This window comes from Metallibacterium scheffleri (assembly GCF_002077135.1).
Classification (GTDB): Bacteria; Pseudomonadota; Gammaproteobacteria; order Xanthomonadales; family Rhodanobacteraceae; genus Metallibacterium; species Metallibacterium scheffleri.
This window is the reverse complement of the sequence record NZ_LDOS01000001.1, coordinates 328293-346494: the sequence shown is the minus strand read 5'-3', so window position 1 is coordinate 346494 and position 18202 is coordinate 328293. Positions and strand designations below refer to the sequence as shown.

Annotated in this window: 11 protein-coding genes; 4 read left to right on the top strand and 7 right to left on the bottom strand. The window is 68.0% G+C overall.

The features are described from left to right. Positions 1–106: 106 nt before the first annotated feature. Positions 107–1588: a DNA recombination protein RmuC gene (locus Mschef_RS01520; protein ID WP_136256196.1), complete on the bottom strand. Its 1482-nt coding sequence runs from the start codon at positions 1586–1588 to the stop codon at positions 107–109. A gap of 112 nt (positions 1589–1700) precedes the next feature. Here Mschef_RS01520 and Mschef_RS01515 point away from each other — a divergent pair, with 112 nt between their 5' ends. Both Mschef_RS01515 and Mschef_RS01510 read left to right on the top strand, forming a co-directional pair. Continuing rightward, positions 1701–4754 (top strand): WD40/YVTN/BNR-like repeat-containing protein, encoded by a 3054-nt coding sequence (locus tag Mschef_RS01515; RefSeq protein WP_081126085.1) that lies wholly within the window; start codon positions 1701–1703, stop codon positions 4752–4754. Between the two features lie 89 nt (positions 4755–4843). Continuing rightward, a complete protein-coding gene (locus Mschef_RS01510; RefSeq protein WP_081126084.1) occupies positions 4844–5539 on the top strand; it encodes a rhomboid family intramembrane serine protease in 696 nt (231 codons plus the stop codon). A gap of 4 nt (positions 5540–5543) precedes the next feature. Here Mschef_RS01510 and Mschef_RS01505 read toward each other — a convergent pair whose 3' ends face one another. Both Mschef_RS01505 and Mschef_RS01500 read right to left on the bottom strand, forming a co-directional pair. Continuing rightward, positions 5544–6353, bottom strand: coding sequence for a BPSS1780 family membrane protein (locus Mschef_RS01505; protein WP_136256197.1), 810 nt, complete (start codon positions 6351–6353; stop codon positions 5544–5546). 100 nt (positions 6354–6453) lie between these two features. Further along, positions 6454–7209, bottom strand: a complete 756-nt coding sequence (locus Mschef_RS01500; RefSeq protein ID WP_081126082.1) for a glutamine amidotransferase — start codon at positions 7207–7209, stop codon at positions 6454–6456. Positions 7210–7304: 95 nt separating this feature from the next. On the opposite strand from Mschef_RS01500, the gene Mschef_RS01495 reads away from it, so the two are divergent. Then, positions 7305–8864, top strand: coding sequence for a tetratricopeptide repeat-containing sulfotransferase family protein (locus tag Mschef_RS01495; protein ID WP_081126081.1), 1560 nt, complete (start codon positions 7305–7307; stop codon positions 8862–8864). Between the two features lie 99 nt (positions 8865–8963). On the opposite strand, the gene Mschef_RS01490 is transcribed toward Mschef_RS01495, so the two are convergent. From Mschef_RS01490 to glyQ, 4 genes are all read right to left on the bottom strand, one after another. Next, entirely contained in the window at positions 8964–11783 is a 2820-nt protein-coding gene (locus tag Mschef_RS01490; RefSeq protein ID WP_081126080.1) for a TonB-dependent receptor domain-containing protein, read from the bottom strand. A gap of 505 nt (positions 11784–12288) precedes the next feature. Then, positions 12289–13041, bottom strand: coding sequence for an SDR family oxidoreductase (locus Mschef_RS01485; RefSeq protein WP_081126079.1), 753 nt, complete (start codon positions 13039–13041; stop codon positions 12289–12291). Positions 13042–13281: 240 nt separating this feature from the next. After that, positions 13282–15435, bottom strand: coding sequence for a glycine--tRNA ligase subunit beta (gene glyS / locus Mschef_RS01480; protein ID WP_081126078.1), 2154 nt, complete (start codon positions 15433–15435; stop codon positions 13282–13284). Beyond that, positions 15428–16336 carry a glycine--tRNA ligase subunit alpha gene (gene glyQ, locus Mschef_RS01475; RefSeq protein WP_081126077.1) on the bottom strand — a complete coding sequence of 303 codons (909 nt, stop codon included), beginning with the start codon at positions 16334–16336 and terminating at the stop codon, positions 15428–15430. Before glyQ ends, glyS begins: the two co-directional genes overlap by 8 nt. 60 nt (positions 16337–16396) lie before the next feature. On the opposite strand from glyQ, the gene tfpB reads away from it, so the two are divergent. Then, entirely contained in the window at positions 16397–18199 is a 1803-nt protein-coding gene (tfpB, locus tag Mschef_RS01470) for a type IV pilus assembly ATPase TfpB (RefSeq protein ID WP_081126076.1), read from the top strand. Positions 18200–18202: the final 3 nt, after the last annotated feature.

Sequence of the window (18202 nt, the reverse complement as noted above, 5' to 3'; positions counted from 1 at the left end):
TGCTGCCCGCCGTGCCGCGCTGCTGCAGATCTGGCGCCATGACCGCACCCGGATCATGGACCCTGACGCGTCATGGCCACGTCACGACGCGCGCCGCGCGGCATGCTCAGACCACCGCGGGCCCATCGTCAGCTTGCCCGGCTTCGCTTGCGTCCGCATCCGCATCCGCATCCTGGCCGTCGCCATCGACGCCGAGCAGGGCACGGCTGTCGCCGGGTTCGAGCAATTCGACGTCGCGCAATTTGCGCGTGATGGCACGGCTGCGCACGCCGGTCTTGTCGATCTCGGCGCTGGCCTGCTCCAGACGCTTCCTGACCGTTTCCAGGACCGCACTGAACTTGCCGAACTCGGTCTTGACCGCGCCCAGGATTTTCCATACCTCGCTGCTGCGCTTGGCGATGGCCAGGGTGCGGAAGCCCATTTGCAGGCTGTTGAGCAGCGCGCTGAGCGTGGTGGGTCCGGCCACGGTGACGCGGTGCTCGCGTTGCAGCGTCTCGAACAGGCCCGGGCGGCGGATGACCTCGGCATAGAGGCCTTCGGTCGGCAGGTAGAGCACGGCGAAATCGGTGGTGTGCGGTGGCGATACGTACTTGCCGTGGATGCGTTTGGCTTCCTCGCGCACGCGATTCTCCAGCGCGCGGCCGGCGGCATGGGCGGCGTCGGCGTCGGCGGCTTCCTGCGCGTCGAGCAGGCGCTGGTAATCCTCCACCGGAAACTTCGCGTCGATCGGCAGGTAGACATGCTCCCCGGCGCCCTGGCCGGGCATGCGGATGGCGAACTCGACGCGCTCCTTGGAGTCGGGCACGGTGGCCACGTTGGAGTCGTACTGCTCGGCAGCGAGCATGTCCTCCAGCAGCGCGCCCAGTTGCACTTCACCAAAGATGCCGCGCCGTTTCACGTTGCCCAGCACGCGTTTGAGATCGCCCACCCCGCTGGCCAGTTCGCGCATCTCGCCGAGGCCGCGCTGCACGGCCTCGAGGCGTTCGGAAACCAGCGTGAAGGACTGGCCCAGGCGCTGTTCCAGCGTGGCCTGCAATTTTTCATCGACCGTGGCGCGCATCTGTTCGAGCTTGGCGCTGTTGTCGTCCTGCAGCGTCTTGAGGCGCGTCTCCAGCGTGGTGCGTAGCTCGCCCAGGCGCTGCTCGCTGGACTGCAGCAGGGCCTGCAATTCGACGCCGAGGCGCGCGCCGAGCTGCTGCTGCGCGAGTGCCTGCTCAGCGCGCGACTTGCGCGCCTCTTCGCCCAGCGTTTCGCGCAGCGAGATCTGGCTGCGCTGCAGGCCCTCATCCATTTGCTGAAGTCGCGTGGCGAAGGATTCCAGGCGCATATGCTGTTGCTGCGCCAGCGCGTTGGCCTGTTCTTGTTGCTGCGTCTGCGCGCGCGCCTGTGCCTCGGACTGCTCGCGCCGCGCCGTGCGCGACTCCTCGCGCAGCGCGGCCTCGAGCCGCACCAGCATCTCGCGCTGCTCGTTCCAGCGCGCCTCGCCCGCGGGATCGCGGCGCGTGCGCAGCAGGCTCAGCAGCAACGCCGCCAACAGGCCAAGTGCCAGCAGCCCCAGCAGCATGCTTGTCCACAGGCCTGGATTCATCGTCATCTCCGCGCTCGCCGCCGCCAGCGCGCAGTTTAGACTCTTGCCGATCGCAAACCTTGCGACGCCGCCGCGCTGCTAGGCTGATGCACGGAGTGACAAGGGGAATCCCATGCGCAGCACACCCATCATGTTTCTGCTTGCAGTGTTGAGCCTGGCCACGCTGCCCGCGCTGGCGCGTCCCGCGGGCGCGGCGCCAGCCGATGCCGCGCAGCGCGAGGCCGCCTGGCTGCAACATCAGGCCATGGCGCAGGACTCGCTGTTCCACGCCATGCACTGGAACAGCATCGGCCCGGTGGCGCAGGGCGGGCGCGTGGTGGCGCTGGCCGGCGTGCCGGGCCAGCCGTCTACCTTCTACGTGGCGTATGCCACCGGCGGGGTGTGGAAGACGACCGACAACGGCCAGCACTTCACGCCCATCGGCGCCGGCCTGCCGACCGAGGTGATCGGTGCGATCGCGGTCGACCCCGAGCATCCGCAGACGCTGTGGGTGGGCACTGGCGAAGCCAATTCGTCGCGTTCGTCCTTCGGCGGCATGGGCGTGTTCCGCTCCGACGATGGCGGCAAGACTTTTCGCGCCGTGGGGCTGGCCAGCTCCGACCGCATCGCGCGTATCGTGATCGATCCCGCGGACGGCAACACGGTGTACGTGGCCGCGTTGGGCAAGCTGTATTCCACGGGCGGCGAGCGCGGCGTGTACCGCACCCGCGATGGCGGCAAGACCTGGCAGCGCGTGCTGGCCGGCAGCACGCCGTGGACCGGGGCCATCGACCTGGCCATGGACCCGCGCCATCCCGACGTACTGTACGCCGCGCTGTGGGATCGCCAGCGCAGTGCCTGGAACTTCCGCGGCAACGGTTCGGGCTCGGGCCTGTGGAAAAGCAGCGACGGCGGCGATCACTGGACGCAGCTGACCGATGGCTTTCCCACCGGCGCGAGCATCGGCCGCATCGGCATCGCCATCGCACCCGGCAACCCGGACATCGTTTACGCCAGCATCGACGACTGGGGCACGTTGCCGCCCGACCAGCGCGTGCTGGGCGACGCGCCATTGTCCCCGGCACGGCTGGCGACCATGAGCAAGGCCGAGTTCCTGCGCCAGGCGCCGGACGCCATCGAGGCCTTCATCCGCGCCAACGACCTGCCCACCGACCTGACCGCCGCAAAGCTCACGGCCATGATCACGGAGGGCAAGCTCAGCATGCAGCAACTACGCGCGCGGCTGAAAGAGGCCGAAGCCGACTTGTTCGACACCGACCACATCGGTCTGGAGGTATACCGCTCCGACGATGCCGGCGCGCACTGGGCGCGCGCCAACGAGAAACCGCTGCGCGAGGTGTATTACACCTACGGTTACTACTTCGGCCAGATCCGCGTCGCGCCCGATGATGCGCAGCGCGTGTATGTGCAGGGCATGCCGATGATCGTGTCCAACGATGGCGGCAAGACCTGGACCGGACTGAACGCGCCGAACATGCACGTGGACTACCACGACCTGCTGATCGACCCGGCGTTTCCGCAACGCATGCTGGCGGCCACCGACGGCGGCCCTTACATCACCTACGACGGCGGCAAGCACTGGCAGGCCATGAACGCGCAGGCGGTCGGACAGTTTTATTCGGTCAGTTACGACTTCGCCAAACCGTTCAACGTCTACGGTGGCCTGCAGGACAATGGCGTGATGATGGGGCCGTCCACGGCGGATCCGCACAATCCCGATGGCGACGGCTGGAAGGCCATCAACGGCGGCGATGGCATGGATGTGCAACCCGATCCGCGCGACAACGGCGTGGTGTATTCCGGCTACCAGTTCGGCTGGTACCAGCGCAGCGGCCCGCACGGCGTGCACGAGGTGCGCCCGCGCGCGCCGCTGGATGCGCCGCCGCTGCGCTTCAACTGGACCACGCCGATCGAGCTGTCGCCGCAACAGCCCGATGTGCTGTATTTCGGCGCCGATCATCTGTACCGCTCGCTGGATCGCGGCACGCGCTGGCAGGCGATCAGTCCCGATCTGGCGGCCACCGACCGGCACGGCAACGTGCCCTACGGCACCATCACCACCTTGGCCGAGTCGCCCTTGCGCTTCGGCGTGCTGTGGGTGGGCACCGACACCGGCAAGGTGTGGACCAGCAACGACGGCGGCGTGCGCTGGCGCGAGGTGGATGCCACGCTGCCGCGGCGCTGGGTCAGTCGCGTGGAGCCCTCGGCGTTCGACGTGCGGCGCGCCTACGTGGCGCTCAACGGCTATCGCGACGACGACAGCAAGGCTTACCTGTACCGCACCGATGATGACGGCGCGCACTGGACCGACATCGCGCGCGGCCTGCCCGCCGAGTCCATCCACGTGGTGCGCGAGGATCCGCACAACCCCGACGTGCTGTACGTGGGCACCGATCGCGGCGTGTACGTGTCACTGGATCGCGGCGCGCACTGGCAATCGCTGCAGGCCAACCTGCCCACGGTGCCGGTGCACGATCTGGCCATCCAGCCGCGCGATCGCGTGCTGATCGCCGGCACGCATGGGCGCAGCGTGTGGACGCTGGACGTGCTGCCGATCGAGGACCTTACCGCGAGCCTGATGGCGCAGCCGCTGCACCTGTTCGCGGTGGCCGACCTCAAGGCTGCGCGCGACTGGTGGCAGCGCGGTTCGCCGTGGTTCGACACGCGTCGCGACGCACCGCAACTGAGCGGCAGCTTCTGGGCGCGCGCCGCGGGCGAGGCCCGCTTCACCGTGCTCGATGACGCCGGCCTGCCGATCCAGCACTGGCGCGCGCCGGCCGTGCGCGGCATCAACCTGTGGCGGTGGAACCTGCTGATGGACGGCAAGCTGGCGCTGGCGGCGGAAAACGCAGGCCTGGCACGCGCGCATCTGGACCCGGCCACGGCCAACTGGTCGGCCATGCCGGTACGCCAGGCGCTCGATCTCGGCCAGCCGCTGCGCCTGGTGCCTGGCAAGTACACCTTGCGCGTGCAGCTGGGCGATGCGCTCAGCAGTTCGGTGTTCACGGTGAAACCGCCGCCGCCGTTCAAGCCGCGCGTCACGCCGCCGTGGACACCGCGTACGCGCGACTTCTGGACGCGGCGCGCGCCCGGCCAGGGTGACTCCGGCGCGGATGCCGCCGCCGCCGCGGAGCGTCAGCGCGAAGCTTCGGGGTCAGGCCAGTGACGCGGGCCTGGCACATTGGTCCGCCGATGCCATACGCGCACTGCCTGATGCAGCCCGCTCTTGCGCACTGATCGGGAACCAGGCGCGCCATGCTGATCCGCCTCGAATCGCGGCGCCAGCGGCTGGGGCCGCGCTGGGCCACGCTGCTGCTGACCCTGATCTGCGTGCTGGTCTATGCGCGCTCGGCGCTGCTGGCCCCCGGGCCACGTCTGGCGCTGCTGCTGGATTGGGGCAGCATTCCGCGCACCCTGCTGCATCCGCCGTCCGGTCCGTGGTGGCGGGTACAGGGCGATGCCGCGCTGCATCTGCTGACCGCGCTGTTCATCCACGCGGATGCACCGCATCTGATCGGCAACATGGCGTTTCTGCTGATCTTCGGCCTGCCGGTGGAGCGCGCCATCGGTTCGCTGCGCCTGCTGCTGCTGTTCCTGATCGGCGGCATGCTGGCCAACATCGCCGGTGCGCTCAGCCTGCCGCAGGCGGTGATGCCGATCATCGGTGCCAGCGGCGCGGTGTCGGCGATCGTCGGTGCCTACCTCGCGCTGTTTCCGCGCGCGCATCTGGGCGTGGTGCTGCCGCTGGGCGCGTACCTGGAATTCCTGCGCGTGCCCGCGGCGCTGCTGATCGGACTGTGGGTGCTGTTGCAAGTCGTGTTCAGCCGCCTCGGGCCCAGCTTCGGCGCGATCGCCTGGTGGGCGCACCTGGCCGGCTTCGCCTGCGGCCTGCTGTCTGGGCTGATGTTGCGCCCCCAGGCGCGCGCGCGCGCGCGGCGCAGCATCGGGTGAAACCTCACATCTCGGCGTGCACCATGCCGGTGGCGCCGGGTGGTGGTGGCGCGGCGTCCGCGAACACGTCGCGCCAGGCCACGAACATGAGCACGGCGCTGTAGCTGTAGACGACGGCGATGTACAACACCAGCAGCGCCAGACGCCACCAGGCGCCCAGTGCGGCACCCAGGGCGATCAGCGCGCTCATCACCACGCTGACCAGCAACGCCAGCACGATCAGGCCCAGCATCATCAGCGCCAGCGCACCCAGGTTGCGCCATACCGCGCGCAGGCTCTGGCCCATCGCGGCAAAGCCACCCTGCTGGCGCAGCATCACCTGCGGCACGGCGAAAAAAGTCAGCGCCCAGCTCAACAAGGCTCCACCGATCGCGATCACCAGCAGCGGCACCGCGTGCGCGCGCAGCAGCGCAAGCATGGCGGCCGGGTCGGCCTGCATGGCCTGCAGCTTGGCGGGATCATGGCCGACCGCGCCCATGAGTGCGCCGGAAAACGCGATTACCAGCAACAGCAGCAAGCCGATCGATGGCAGGCACAAGGCCACCAGGCTGGACAGGCGATGGCTGCCGTCGAAGCCCTTGAACAGCATGCCGGGGCCGGGGCGCGCCCCCTGCGCCGCCTGCGCCGCGGCATAGACGATGCCGGCCAGCAGCGCGGGGCCCAGCAGCAGGATCACGATGGTGCCCAGGTAGGGGATCTGCGAGATCAGCACCCACAGCAATCCGAGCAGGAAAAGGCCGGTGAAGTGACGGCCAAACAGGCGCAGCGCCGTGGCGATCCACTGGATGCCCTGCGAGGCGGGAACTTTGCGCATGCGCGGATACACTCGATGATGCCGCTCGCTGCGGCGGTGGGATGCTAACACCGGCCCGTTGCGCATCCGCGCCGCGGGCGCGACCCCGGGCAGCGCCGGATCAGGCCGCCGCGCGCGTGTCGGAAGACGTGCTGGCCGTGACTTCGCCACGACACAGCCGCGCGAAACCGCGCAGCAGGCGGCGCGCCCAGGGCGTGGGACACACCCCACGCAGCAAGGCGTCGAGGTCGTAGGCTTCGGCGCGCAAATCCGCAGCACGGCGCAGGATCAACGCGCGCATGACCGCGGTGCTGAACTCGGGATGGAATTGCGTGCTGAACGCGCGCGCGCCGTACGCCAGGATGTGGTGCGCATCGTGCGCCGAGCGCGCCAGCACGCGCGCGCCGTGCGGTGTCTCCAGCACCGACTGCAGGTGCGTGGTGTGCGCGGGAAAACGCTCGGGCAGCGGCGCCAGCGCGTGCAGCGCGGCGTCCGCCGCCAGCAGTTCGATCGTTTGCGTGCCGATCTCGCGGCCCTGCGGGTGGTAGTCCACGCGCCCGCCCAGCGCGTGCGCCAACAGGTGGTGGCCATAACACACGCCGAACAGCGGCAGGTCCGCGTCCATGGCCGCGCGCAACCATGCGGCCGTGTGCTCGCTCCACGCCGCGCGTTCGCTGACCATTGCCGCCGAGCCGGTGATGACCGCGCCGGCGATCTCGCGCGGCGACGGCAACGGCTCGTCGCGGTCGACCTGTACCACGCGTGCCTGCGCGCGCGGCCAGCGCATGGCATGCAGAAACCAGTCGGCGTAGGTGCCGTGCCGTGCACGGATGTGCGGCGGTGGGGTGCCGGTTGCCACGATCAGCAGCGGGCGCATGCAGGATCCTCTGCCCACGACTGCCGCGGGCACTGCGGCGCATTGTAGCCAGCGCTTCCGGCACAATCCGGATCTGGCCTGACTCCGGCACCCCCATGCATACCCAGCGGTTATGGCTGCGCGCCCAGCAACACATCGCCGATGGCCATCTCGACGCCGCGGCGAGCAATCTGCAGGCACTGCTGCAACGCGAGCCGCGCAATGCGCAGGCGCGCATGTTGCTGTCCAGCGTGGCACTGGGACGTGGCCAGTTGCGCCAGGGTTGCGCCGAGGCGATCGCCGCCGCGCAGGCGCTGCCCGACGACGCCGAGATGATCGCCACCGTGGCCATGTGCCTGTTCCGCGTCGGCGAAACCGTGGCCACGCGGCAATGCATGCAGCATCCCGAGATCGCGCGTACTCGCGACGCGCCGGCGCTGGCGCGTCTGGCGCACGTGTGGCAAATGCTGGGCGAGCACGCCGCGGCGCTGGCGCTGATGGATCGCGCCCGGGCGCTGGGTTTCGACAATCCCGAGTTCCGTTATTTTCGCGCGCTGCAATTGCAGTTCAACGGACGCCTGCACGAAGCCGAACGCGAGATCGAGGCGTGCCTGAGCCAGGGTCCGACGCACGGCCGCGCCTCGCTGACGCTGGCGCGCCTGCACCGGCAAACGGCCGAACGCAACCATCTGGATTACATCGTCAGGCAACTGCCACGCGTCGAGCAGGGCAGCGAGGACCACGCCGCATTCGAGTTCGCGCGTTACAAGGAGCTGGAGGACATCGGGCGTCACGACGAAGCCTGGGAAGCCCTGCAGCGCGGCAACGCCATCATGGCGGTGCGCAACGCGCATGATGGCGCACTGGAACAGCGCCTGTTCGCGCGCCTGCAACAGCACTGCACAGCGGCGTTTCTCGCCGAGCGGGCCAGCGATACCGGCGTGGCGCCGCAGCCGATCTTCATCCTTGGCCTGCCGCGCTCCGGCACCACCCTGCTGGAGCGCCTGCTGGGCAAGCATGCGGCCATCGCCGTGCCCGGCGAGCTGCCGGATTTTCCGCGCCAGTTGCGCTGGTGCGCCGATGCGCACGGCGCCAGCCTGCTGGACGAGCGCGTGCTGGATCGACTCGATGCCATCGACTACGCGCAACTGGGTCAGCGCTACCTGGCGCAGACGCAGTGGCACGCCGGCGCCAGGCCTCAATACGTGGACAAGCTGCCGTCCAACTACATGCTGGCCGGATTGATCCACAAGGCGTTGCCGCGCGCGCCGATCCTGCACCTGGTGCGTGCGCCGCTGGACGTGTGCTTCTCCAACTACCGTGCGTTGTTCGGCGACGCGCACAACTACAGTTACCGCCTGGACGACATGGCCGTGCACTATCGTCGCTATCGCGCGCTGATGGCGCACTGGCACGCGGCCATGCCGGGCGTGATCCTCGATGTCGAATACGTGCAACTGGTCGGCGATACCGAGGGCACGATGCGCCGTGTGCTGGCGCACTGCGGGCTGCCGTTCGATGTGGCCTGCACCGAATCCAGCGGCGCCGGCGCGCCGGTCTCCACGCTGAGTAGCGCGCAGGTGCGCGAACCCATCCATCGGCGCGGCGTGGATGCCTGGCGTCGCTACGCGACGCAGCTCGAACCGCTGCGCATGGCGCTGGCGGACCTGGCCTGATGCGGTGTGCATTCCCGCGCGCCGCCGGCAACGCCGCCGCGACGCGAAAAAAGGCCGGCCCTCGCGGGCCGGCTGCGTCATCACCCGTTGTTGCCCCGATTACTTCTTGCCGGTGCCGAAACGCACATTGAGTTCCAGCCAGTACGAGCGGCCGAAGGCGTTGTAGTTGAACACGTTGTAGTACGGCCAGCCGATCCAGGTGCTGTCGCGCGGCGGCATCGAATTGCGGATGTTGTTGACGATGAAGCCGACGCGCGCGTTGTCGCCGATGCGGTACTCGACGCTGCCGTTGTAAAGGATCCACGGAGCCACTGTGCCCGCGCCCTTGGTCGCATACCCTGCGGTGTAGAGCTGCGCGGTGTAGTTGGGCGTCGCGCCGTAGCGGATGCCGTACAGCGTGGTGGTCCAGTCGCCGATGTTCCAGCTCAGATTGCTGCTGAAGATCGACTTGTACTCGCTGGAGTAATACGGGTTGCGCAGCAGATCGATATCCGGATCACCGGCGTATTGCTGGTAGGTGTGCTTGAGGGTGACGTTGTACTGCGCCCCCAAGCCGAAATCGCCCCAGCGTCCCGCGTCCCAGCGGTAGTTGGCCGAGGCCACGATGCCCGAAACCATCTCCTTGGAGACATTGATCGGTTTCACCGTGATGCCGAGCAGGTTGTAGGGCAACGGTCCGGTCGCCGGTGCACGCTGCACCTGCGCGAGCGCGGCCACGCAGGTGGGCGATGCAGCTGGCAACTGGCCGAGCAGGCAGGCCGCATCATCCTTCATCAACTGGTCGACGCTCTGGTAGCTGACTTCGTTGTCGATATTGATGTGGTAGTAATCCGCCTTGAAGTCGAGCTTGCTGGTCGGCGACCACACCACGCCAAAGCCATAGGACTTGGCGGTGATCGACTTGAGGTTCGCGTTGCCGACCTGTGTGCCCTTGTACTGCGAGGGTGCGTAAGTGCAGTTCTCGATCGGGACGCCCGGTTCGAGCACCGCGCAACGGTAATAGTCGTTGGTTGTACTGTAGAAGCCGCTGGGGCCGATGAAGGCGTAGCCCAGGTCCGGCGCGCGGAACGCCGTGGCGTAGTTGCCGCGGAACAGCAGCGATTCGATCGGCCGGAACTCGAGGCCGAGCTTGTAAGTGGCCTTGCTGTCCGCGCCGCCACCGATGTTCTTGTAGTGGTCATAACGACCGGACAGATCCGCGGTGAGCATGCTGAAGATCGGCACCTTGAACTCCAGCGCCGCGGCGTAGTTGTCGCGCTTGCCCGCGCCCGAGGAGCCGGTGATACCCCAGAAGTCACCGGCTACCAAGGCTGGATCGGCCGGCAGGCTCCAGTAGGAGTTGCCCGCCTGCAGCACGCCCGCCACGCCCACCGGGCCAGCCGGCAAGTCGAACAGGTTGGTGTTGGTCACCTGCAGGTTGACGTTCTGGGTATAGGTTTCCGAGCGGGTGCTGACCACCCCGGTGAAGCTTTGGTATTGCGCCGGCGTGACGCCCTGGTAGAACTTGCTGTAGTCCGGCGCATAGATCGGATAGCCGGATGTCGTACCCAGCTTCGGCCCGAGGAACTGGTTCTCGAAGAACGCATCGACCTTGGCGCCCAGGGTGCGGCGTTGCTGGCTGGACAGGTTGTACTGCGAGCGCGCGTAGTAGGCGTCGTAGGCCCAGTCGGACTGGCCCACGGTGCCGCGCACGCCGCCGGTGAAACTGTAGGCCCGCGACCACAGGCGCTCCGCGCTGGCATCCAGCCCGCCCATTTCCTCGGGCGCGAAGGTCTGCTGCACCAGATCGAAACTGCTGGTGTTGGCGTTGAGGAAGTAATTGCCGGTGTTGGCGCCCCACCACGTGTAGTTCGGCCCTGCGTAACTCTTGCTCTTGACGAAGGAATACAGCAGGGTGCCGTAGACCTGCGTGGTGTCGTTGATGCGGTAGTCCGCGTTCAGATAGCCGCTGTAGGACGTGCTCGGATTCTGCAGCGTGGCGTAGCCGACGCTCTCCTTGCTGCCGCAGTAGTAGCCCGAGCCGGGCCGGTACTGGTAGCTCATGGTGCCGCCGAACTGGTTGGCGATCGGCGCGCAGGGATTGGCCCCCGCCAGACTCACCGGATCCACATAAGGCGGATGCGCCCCATAGCGCAGGACCAGGTAATTGCGCGGCGAATAACGCGCGTTGGGATTGGGGTTGCCGTTGGTGCTGCTGGAGATCGGCCGCTGGAAGCCCCAGATCGGCTGGGTGTCGCTGATCTGCACGCCATACACCATGTTGAGCTTGTCGGTGTTGTAGCCGCCGACCAGTTGCAGGCGCTGGTTGCCGCCGCCGCCATCCGAGGTGCCGCCGGCGCGGTAATCCAGGGTGACGCCCTCGACGTGCTGTTTGAGCACGATGTTGACCACGCCGGCGATGGCCGAGGAACCGTAGATCGAGGACTGGTTGCCGGGCAGGATGTCGATGTGGTCGACCATCGCCATCGGCACCGTGGACAGATCGACGAAGTTGGACTGGCCGTTGTACAGCAGCGGGTAGTCCGCCATCGGCTTGCCATTGATCAGGAACAGCGTGAAGCCGGGCGACAAGCCCAGCAGGCTGATGGTCTTGGCGCCGGGCGTGAAGCCTTGCGAGAACTGGCTGTCCTGTACCGCGCCGGTGGCCAGCGGCTGCGCGCGCAAGGCGTCGTAGACGTTGCTGAAACCCTGGCGCTGCATCTCGCCCGCGGTGATGGTGATCACCGGCGAAGCGGTTTCGATCTGCGCCTGCGGAATCAGCGAGCCGGTGACGACCACCTTGTCGAGCTCCTTGGCTTTCTCGCGTGCGCTCTGCGTGGTGTCCTGGCCCTGGTCGGTTTGTTGCGCCAACGCGGGTGCGACGGCGAACGGCAGCGCGAGCGCGGAAGCGATCGCGGCAACGAGCAGCTTGTGTTTCATGGATTACCCCTTGGATTGGATCGGTCGGATAGCAAGAGCTGCGCGACGCGGCAAGCGCGCTTAACAGAAATTTCGCAGATCTCGTACGAGACCGTAATGCAAATGAAATCACAACGTCAACTGCAGGAAGTCATTTCGTAATAATTGCAAGATGCCGCCCGGATGCGTTGCGCAACGGGTGATCGAGGTGCACGCGCAGTGACGTGCAAGGCGTGGCTGGGCAGGGAATCACGGCCTGGGCAATGGCCATCGGGTCGCCGCGCGGGCCGGATTAGTGTCTCGGCATGGCCGGCAACGTCACGCCAGGCGTCATGCAACCGTAAAGAACCGCTGACGAGCCCATCCTTGACTTGTCAGAGGGCGCCGAGTCCGGCACAGGTCCGGACTCGGCAACTCTGCATCAAGCACGTGCGTGCCCGATACGCGGCAAGTCATCCGTGGCTTGGAGAAGGTCCGAACGTGTTCAGACCTTTCTAAACTCAGGCGTTGCGCGTGCGCATGACCTTCACACGTGCGTGCTGCGCCCGCCATCGACCGGCAGTACGCTGCCGGTGACGTAACGCGCGCCGGCGAGGTAGCGCACCGCCTGGGCGACATCGGCGGGACTGCCGATATGGCCCAACGCGGTGCCGCGCGCGGGCACGGCGTCGGTTTCGCCGCGCTGCGCGCCTGCGGCCCACAGCACCGTGCCCGGCGCCACGCCGTTGACGCGGATGCCCTCACTGCCGAATGCGCGCGCCAGCGCCTGCACCAGCATGCCGCCGGCGGCGCGGCTGATGCTGTAGGCCTCGTAGCCAGGCAGCGGGCGCTGCGCATAGAGATCCAGGATCACCACGATGGCGGCGTCACCGCGCGCACGCGCCGCCGCGGTCAGCAACGGGCGCAGGCGCAGCGCCAGGTCCCAGGTGGCCACCACGTTGACCTCGAGGAAGGCGCGCAGCTCGGCGTTGCGCATTGCCGGCGCGGCAGTGAGGTCACTGGGCGCGTAGCGCGAGGCGTTGAACACCACAAGATCGAGCGGCGCGGCGCCGACGTCCGCGGCCAGTTGCGCGCGTGCAGGTTCATCGCCCAGTTCGGCGCAAAGAATGCGCGCGCTGCGCGCACGTGTCGCGTTGAACCGCGCGGCCAGTGCCTCGGCATCGGCATGTGCGTGCCGGGCGTGCAGCAGCAGATCGTGGTCGGCATGCAACTGGCGCGCGATCTCGGCGCCGACACGGCGCGTGGCGCCGGTGATCAGGGTTCGCGGAAACGGGTTCATGCGTGGTCACTCGAATGCTGCGGATGTCCCGAGTATTGCGCAGCGCGGGCATAACGGTGGTGTCGTCATGCCGAGCGCAAGCGCTGCCATGTCGGCCTGCGCGAGATGCTTCGCTGCGCTCAGCATGACAAAGAAAAATGCCGGAGCGCAGCGAAGCATCTGGCGGAGCCGAAGCATCCCAGCCCATCACGCTAGCGTGCCGCTCATACGGGGCCTGGCGCGCAACCGAAGTTGCCGCGCCTACACCAGGGCGATATCGGCGATGGCGTTGAACGCGGCCCGGATCTGCGCCAGCAGCGCCAGGCGATTGCCGCGCACGGCGGGATCCTCGGCGACGACCATGACCTCATCGAAGAAGCGCGCCAGCGGCGCATCCAGCGCGGCCAGATGCGCCAGCGCGCCGGCATAGTCGCGACCGGTGGCGGCAGTCGTGCTGGCATGACGCACGGCCGCCAATGCCTCGACCAGGGCGCGTTCGGCAGGTACTTCGAGCAGCGCGCTGTTGATGGCCGCAGCGGCCGCATCGCCGGTTTCTGCCTGCTTGCGCAGGATGTTGGCGACGCGCTTGTTGGCCGTGACCAGCGTGGCGCATTCCGGCGTCCGGGTGAAGTCGGCCAGCGCACGCAGGCGTCGGTCGAAGTCCACCAGGCTGGATGGCGCCACCGCCAGCACCGCCTCGAACACGCCGGCGGCGATGCCCTGCTCGGCGTAGTAACCGCGCAGGCGCTCGATGATGAAGCGCTCGATCTCCGCGGCCAGCGCCGCGCGCCGCGCGCCGGCATCCAGCGCCGTCGTGACTTTGGCCGCCTTCAGACCCGCGGCCAGCGCCGTCTCGGGGATGGCGTCCAGCGCCTCCAGCAGCAGGCCGCGCGTATCCAGTTGCAGGCCGCCCTCGATCAGGGTGCGCGCCAGCCCCAGCGCGGCGCGGCGCAGGGCATAGGGATCCTTGGCGCCGCCGGGTTTGCCGCCGATGGCGAACAACCCGGCCAGGGTGTCGGCGCGCTCGGCCACCGCCAGCACCCGGCCCAGCGCGCTGCCGGCGATGGTGTCGCCGGCGCCGCGAGGCATGTACACCTCATCGAGCGCGCGCGCGATCTCGGGTGACTCGCCCTGCGCCAGCGCGTAGGTGCGGCCCATGACGCCCTGCAGCTCGGGAAACTCGCCGACCATGCGCGTGAGCAGGTCGCACTTGGCCAGACTGGCGGCGTGCGCGGCCTGCGCCGCGTCCGCGCCGACGCGGTTGGCGATGACACGCGCCAGCTCGGCGACACGCACGCTCTTGTCCCACAGGCTGCCCAGCGCGGACTGATCCACGACCGCGGCCAGCGCTTTCTGGTGCGTGGCCAGCGGAGTTTTCAGATCCTTGTCGAAGAAAAACTTCGCATCGGCGAAGCGCGGGCGGATCACGCGCTCGTAGCCGTGGCGGATACGCGTCTCGTCCCTGCTTTCGATATTGGCCACGCCGATGAAGCGCGGCAGCAAGGCACCATGATCATCGAGCAGCGGCACGAATTTTTGGTTGGCGACCATGGTCGCGACCAGCGCTTCCTGCGGCACCGCGAGAAAGCTCGCGTCGAACGAACAGCCGATGGCCACCGGCCACTCGGTGAGATTGGCGATCTGCTCGAGCAGCGCGTCATCCATCTGCGGCATGCCGCCGAGTTGCGCCGCCACGCGCGCCACCTCGCCGTGAATGCGTTCGCGGCGCTGCGCGGGATCGGCGATCACCTTGGCGCCGCGCAGCGCCTCGACATAGGCATCGGCGTCGGTGATCCACACCGGTTTGTCGGCCATGAAGCGGTGTCCGCGCGAATGCCGCGTGCTGCGGATGCCGAACAATTCGGCCTCGATCACCTGATCGCCATGCAGCACCACCAGCCAGTGCAGCGGGCGCACGAAGCTCCATGCGTGCGCGCCCCAGCGCATCGGTTTGGCGATGGGCAGTGCCTTGACGGCTTCGGCGAGGATTTCCGGCAACAACGCCGCCAGCGGCTGGCCGACGTCTTCGCTCACGTACACGTAGCGCTCGCCCTTGTCGGTCATCTCGCGGGTCAACGATTCCACGGCCACGCCGATCTTGGCGGCAAAGCCACGCAATGCGGCGGCGGCTTGGCCGGCGGCATCCAAACCCATGGAAACTGCGGGGCCCAGCACCTTGGTGTGAACACGGGGTTGCCCGCAAGCGACCCACGGCAGATAGACCGCCAAGCGTCGCGGCGAACAGTAGAACTGTTGAGTCCTGTCGAGTTCCTCTCTGCCGATACCGAAATGCCGGGTCTCGAGACCCTTGCGGACTGCATTGAAAAACGCTACGGCCAAGGTGTCGACTGCAGCGATCGGCAGTTCCTCGACGCCCAGCTCGATCAGCAACGGCTTGCCAGCGGACTCAGCCATGTGCCGCCTCCGCATGCTTCACGCCCGGAAACCCCAGCTTCTCGCGCTGGGCGACGTAGGCCTCGGCCACGCCGCGCGCCAGCGCGCGCACACGCAGGATGGTGCGCTGGCGTTCGCTGACGCCGATCGCGCGGCGCGCATCGAGCAGGTTGAAGGCATGACTGGCCTTGCACACCTGCTCGTAGGCCGGTAGCGGCAATCCCAGCGCGATGAGGTTTTTGGCCGCGGCCTCGCAGGCATCGAAGCGGTGGCGCAGCTCGTCCACGTCGGCGTGCTCGAAGTTGTAGGCGCTCTGCTCGACTTCGTTCTGGTGGAACACGTCGCCATAAGTCACGGCGCCGTGCGGCGCCACGGTCCACACCAGATCGAACACGTTGTCCACGTTCTGCAGGTACATCGCCAGGCGCTCCAGCCCGTAGGTGATCTCGCCGAGCACCGGCCTGCACTCCAGCCCGCCGGCCTGCTGGAAATACGTGAACTGGGTGACCTCCATGCCGTTGAGCCAGACCTCCCAGCCCAGACCCCAGGCGCCCAGCGTCGGCGATTCCCAGTTGTCCTCGACGAAGCGCAGGTCGTGCACCAGCGGATCGATGCCCAGCGCCTTGAGCGAGCCGATGTAGCGCTCGAGGAGGTCGTCCGGGTTGGGTTTCATCACGACTTGAAACTGGTAGTAATGCTGCAGGCGGTTAGGGTTCGCGCCATAGCGGCCATCGGTGGGCCGGCGCGAGGGCTGCACGTAGGCCGCCGCCCAGGGCTCCGGTCCCAGCGCGCGCAGGAACGTGGCCGGGTGGAACGTGCCGGCGCCGACCTCGGTGTCGAACGGCTGCACCAGCACGCAGCCCTGCTCCGCCCAGTAGCGGTTGAGGGTCTGGATGATGTCCTGGAAACTGGGGCCCGACATGGCGGCTCCGGAAGCTCGCGCAAAGCGGGCTAGTATACGGAGCGACTGCACGAGGTGTTGATGGCCACGCAAGCGAACGCACCGATGCTGCTGGGACGCCGCGGCCGCCTGGAGCTGGACGAGGTGCTGGCGGCGTTGATCGTCGATGGTCGCGTCGCTGCCGAGGACGCCAAGCTGCTGCGCCAGAAGGCGCGTCCGCAGCGCGCGGTGCGCAACGTCATCGACCTGCACCCGCTGGTGCTGATCGCGAACGCCGAGGTGCCCGATCACGCCGAGCCCGAGCGCCCGCTGAGCATGGAGCGCCTCACGCAGTGGCTGGCGGGCAAGGCCGGGCTGGATTACCTGAAGATCGATCCGACCAAGATCGATGTCGCCCAGGTCACGCAGATCGTCAGCCAGGCCTACGCGCAGCGGCATCGCATCCTGCCGGTGAAGGTCAGCGCCGAGGCGGTGACCTTCGCCAGCGCCGAGCCCTTCGAAGTCGCCTGGGCCAAGGATCTGGCGCCAATGCTGCGCCGGGACATCGTGCGCGTGGTCGCCAACCCGATCGACATCAATCGTTATCTGGCGCAGTTCTACGGCGTGCAGCGCTCGGTGCGGATGGCGCGCGACGGCGCCGAGAACAGCCCCGCCGCGCTGTTCAACTTCGAGCAACTGGTCGAGCTGGGCAAGGGCGGTGAACTGGGCGCCGACGACCGCCACGTGGTCAACATCGTCGACTGGCTGCTGCAGTACGCCTTCGAGCAGCGCGCCTCGGACATCCACCTGGAGCCGCGCCGCGAGATGGGCCGCGTCCGCTTTCGCATCGACGGCGTGCTGCACGGCGTGTTCGAGTTGCCGCCGGCGGTGCAGAACGCGGTGACCGCGCGCATCAAGATCCTCGCGCGCATGGACGTGGCCGAGCGCCGCCGCCCGCAGGATGGGCGCATCAAGACGCGCTCGGCCGGTGGCCGTGAAGTGGAACTGCGCATCTCGGTGATGCCCACCGCATTTGGCGAAAAGGTGGTGATGCGCATCTTCGATCCCGACGTCGTGGTGCGCAGTTACGCCGAGCTGGGCTTCGACGCGCACGAGGAACAGCTATGGCGCGCGCTGGTCGAGCGCCCGCACGGCGTCGTGCTGGTCACCGGCCCCACCGGCTCGGGCAAGACCACCACGCTGTATTCCACGCTCAAGCATCTGGCGCGGCCCGAGTTGAACGTGTGCACCATCGAGGACCCGATCGAGATGGTCGCGGCCGAGCTCAACCAGATGCAGGTGCAGCCGGCCATCGACCTCGACTTCGCCGCCGGCGTGCGCACCCTGCTGCGCCAGGACCCGGACATCATCATGGTCGGCGAGATCCGCGACCTGGAAACCGCGCAGATGGCGGTGCAGGCCGCGCTCACCGGACATCTGCTGCTGTCCACCCTGCACACGAACGACGCGCCCAGCGCGATCACGCGACTGCTCGATCTGGGCGTACCGCATTACCTGATCCAGTCGACGCTGGCCGGCGTGGTGGCGCAACGCCTGCTGCGCGTGCTGTGCCCGCACTGCAAGCGTGAGACCGCTCCGGACCTGGACGTGTGGCAGGCGCTCACGCGCGGCCACGCCATCGCGCTGCCGCCGCGCGTGTTCGCGCCGGTGGGTTGCATCGAGTGCCGTCACACCGGCTATCGCGGGCGCATCGCGGTGTACGAGATGCTCAATCTCAGCCCGGCCCTGCGCGCGCTGGTCGGCGCCGATTTCGATTGCGCGCGGCTCACCCGGCAAGCCGAAAGCGAAGGCATGCGCCCGTTGCGCATGGCCGGTGCCAGCGCCGTCGCGCGCGGCATCACCGCGCTGGACGAGGTGCTCACCGTGCTGCCGCTGGCCGAGTGAGGC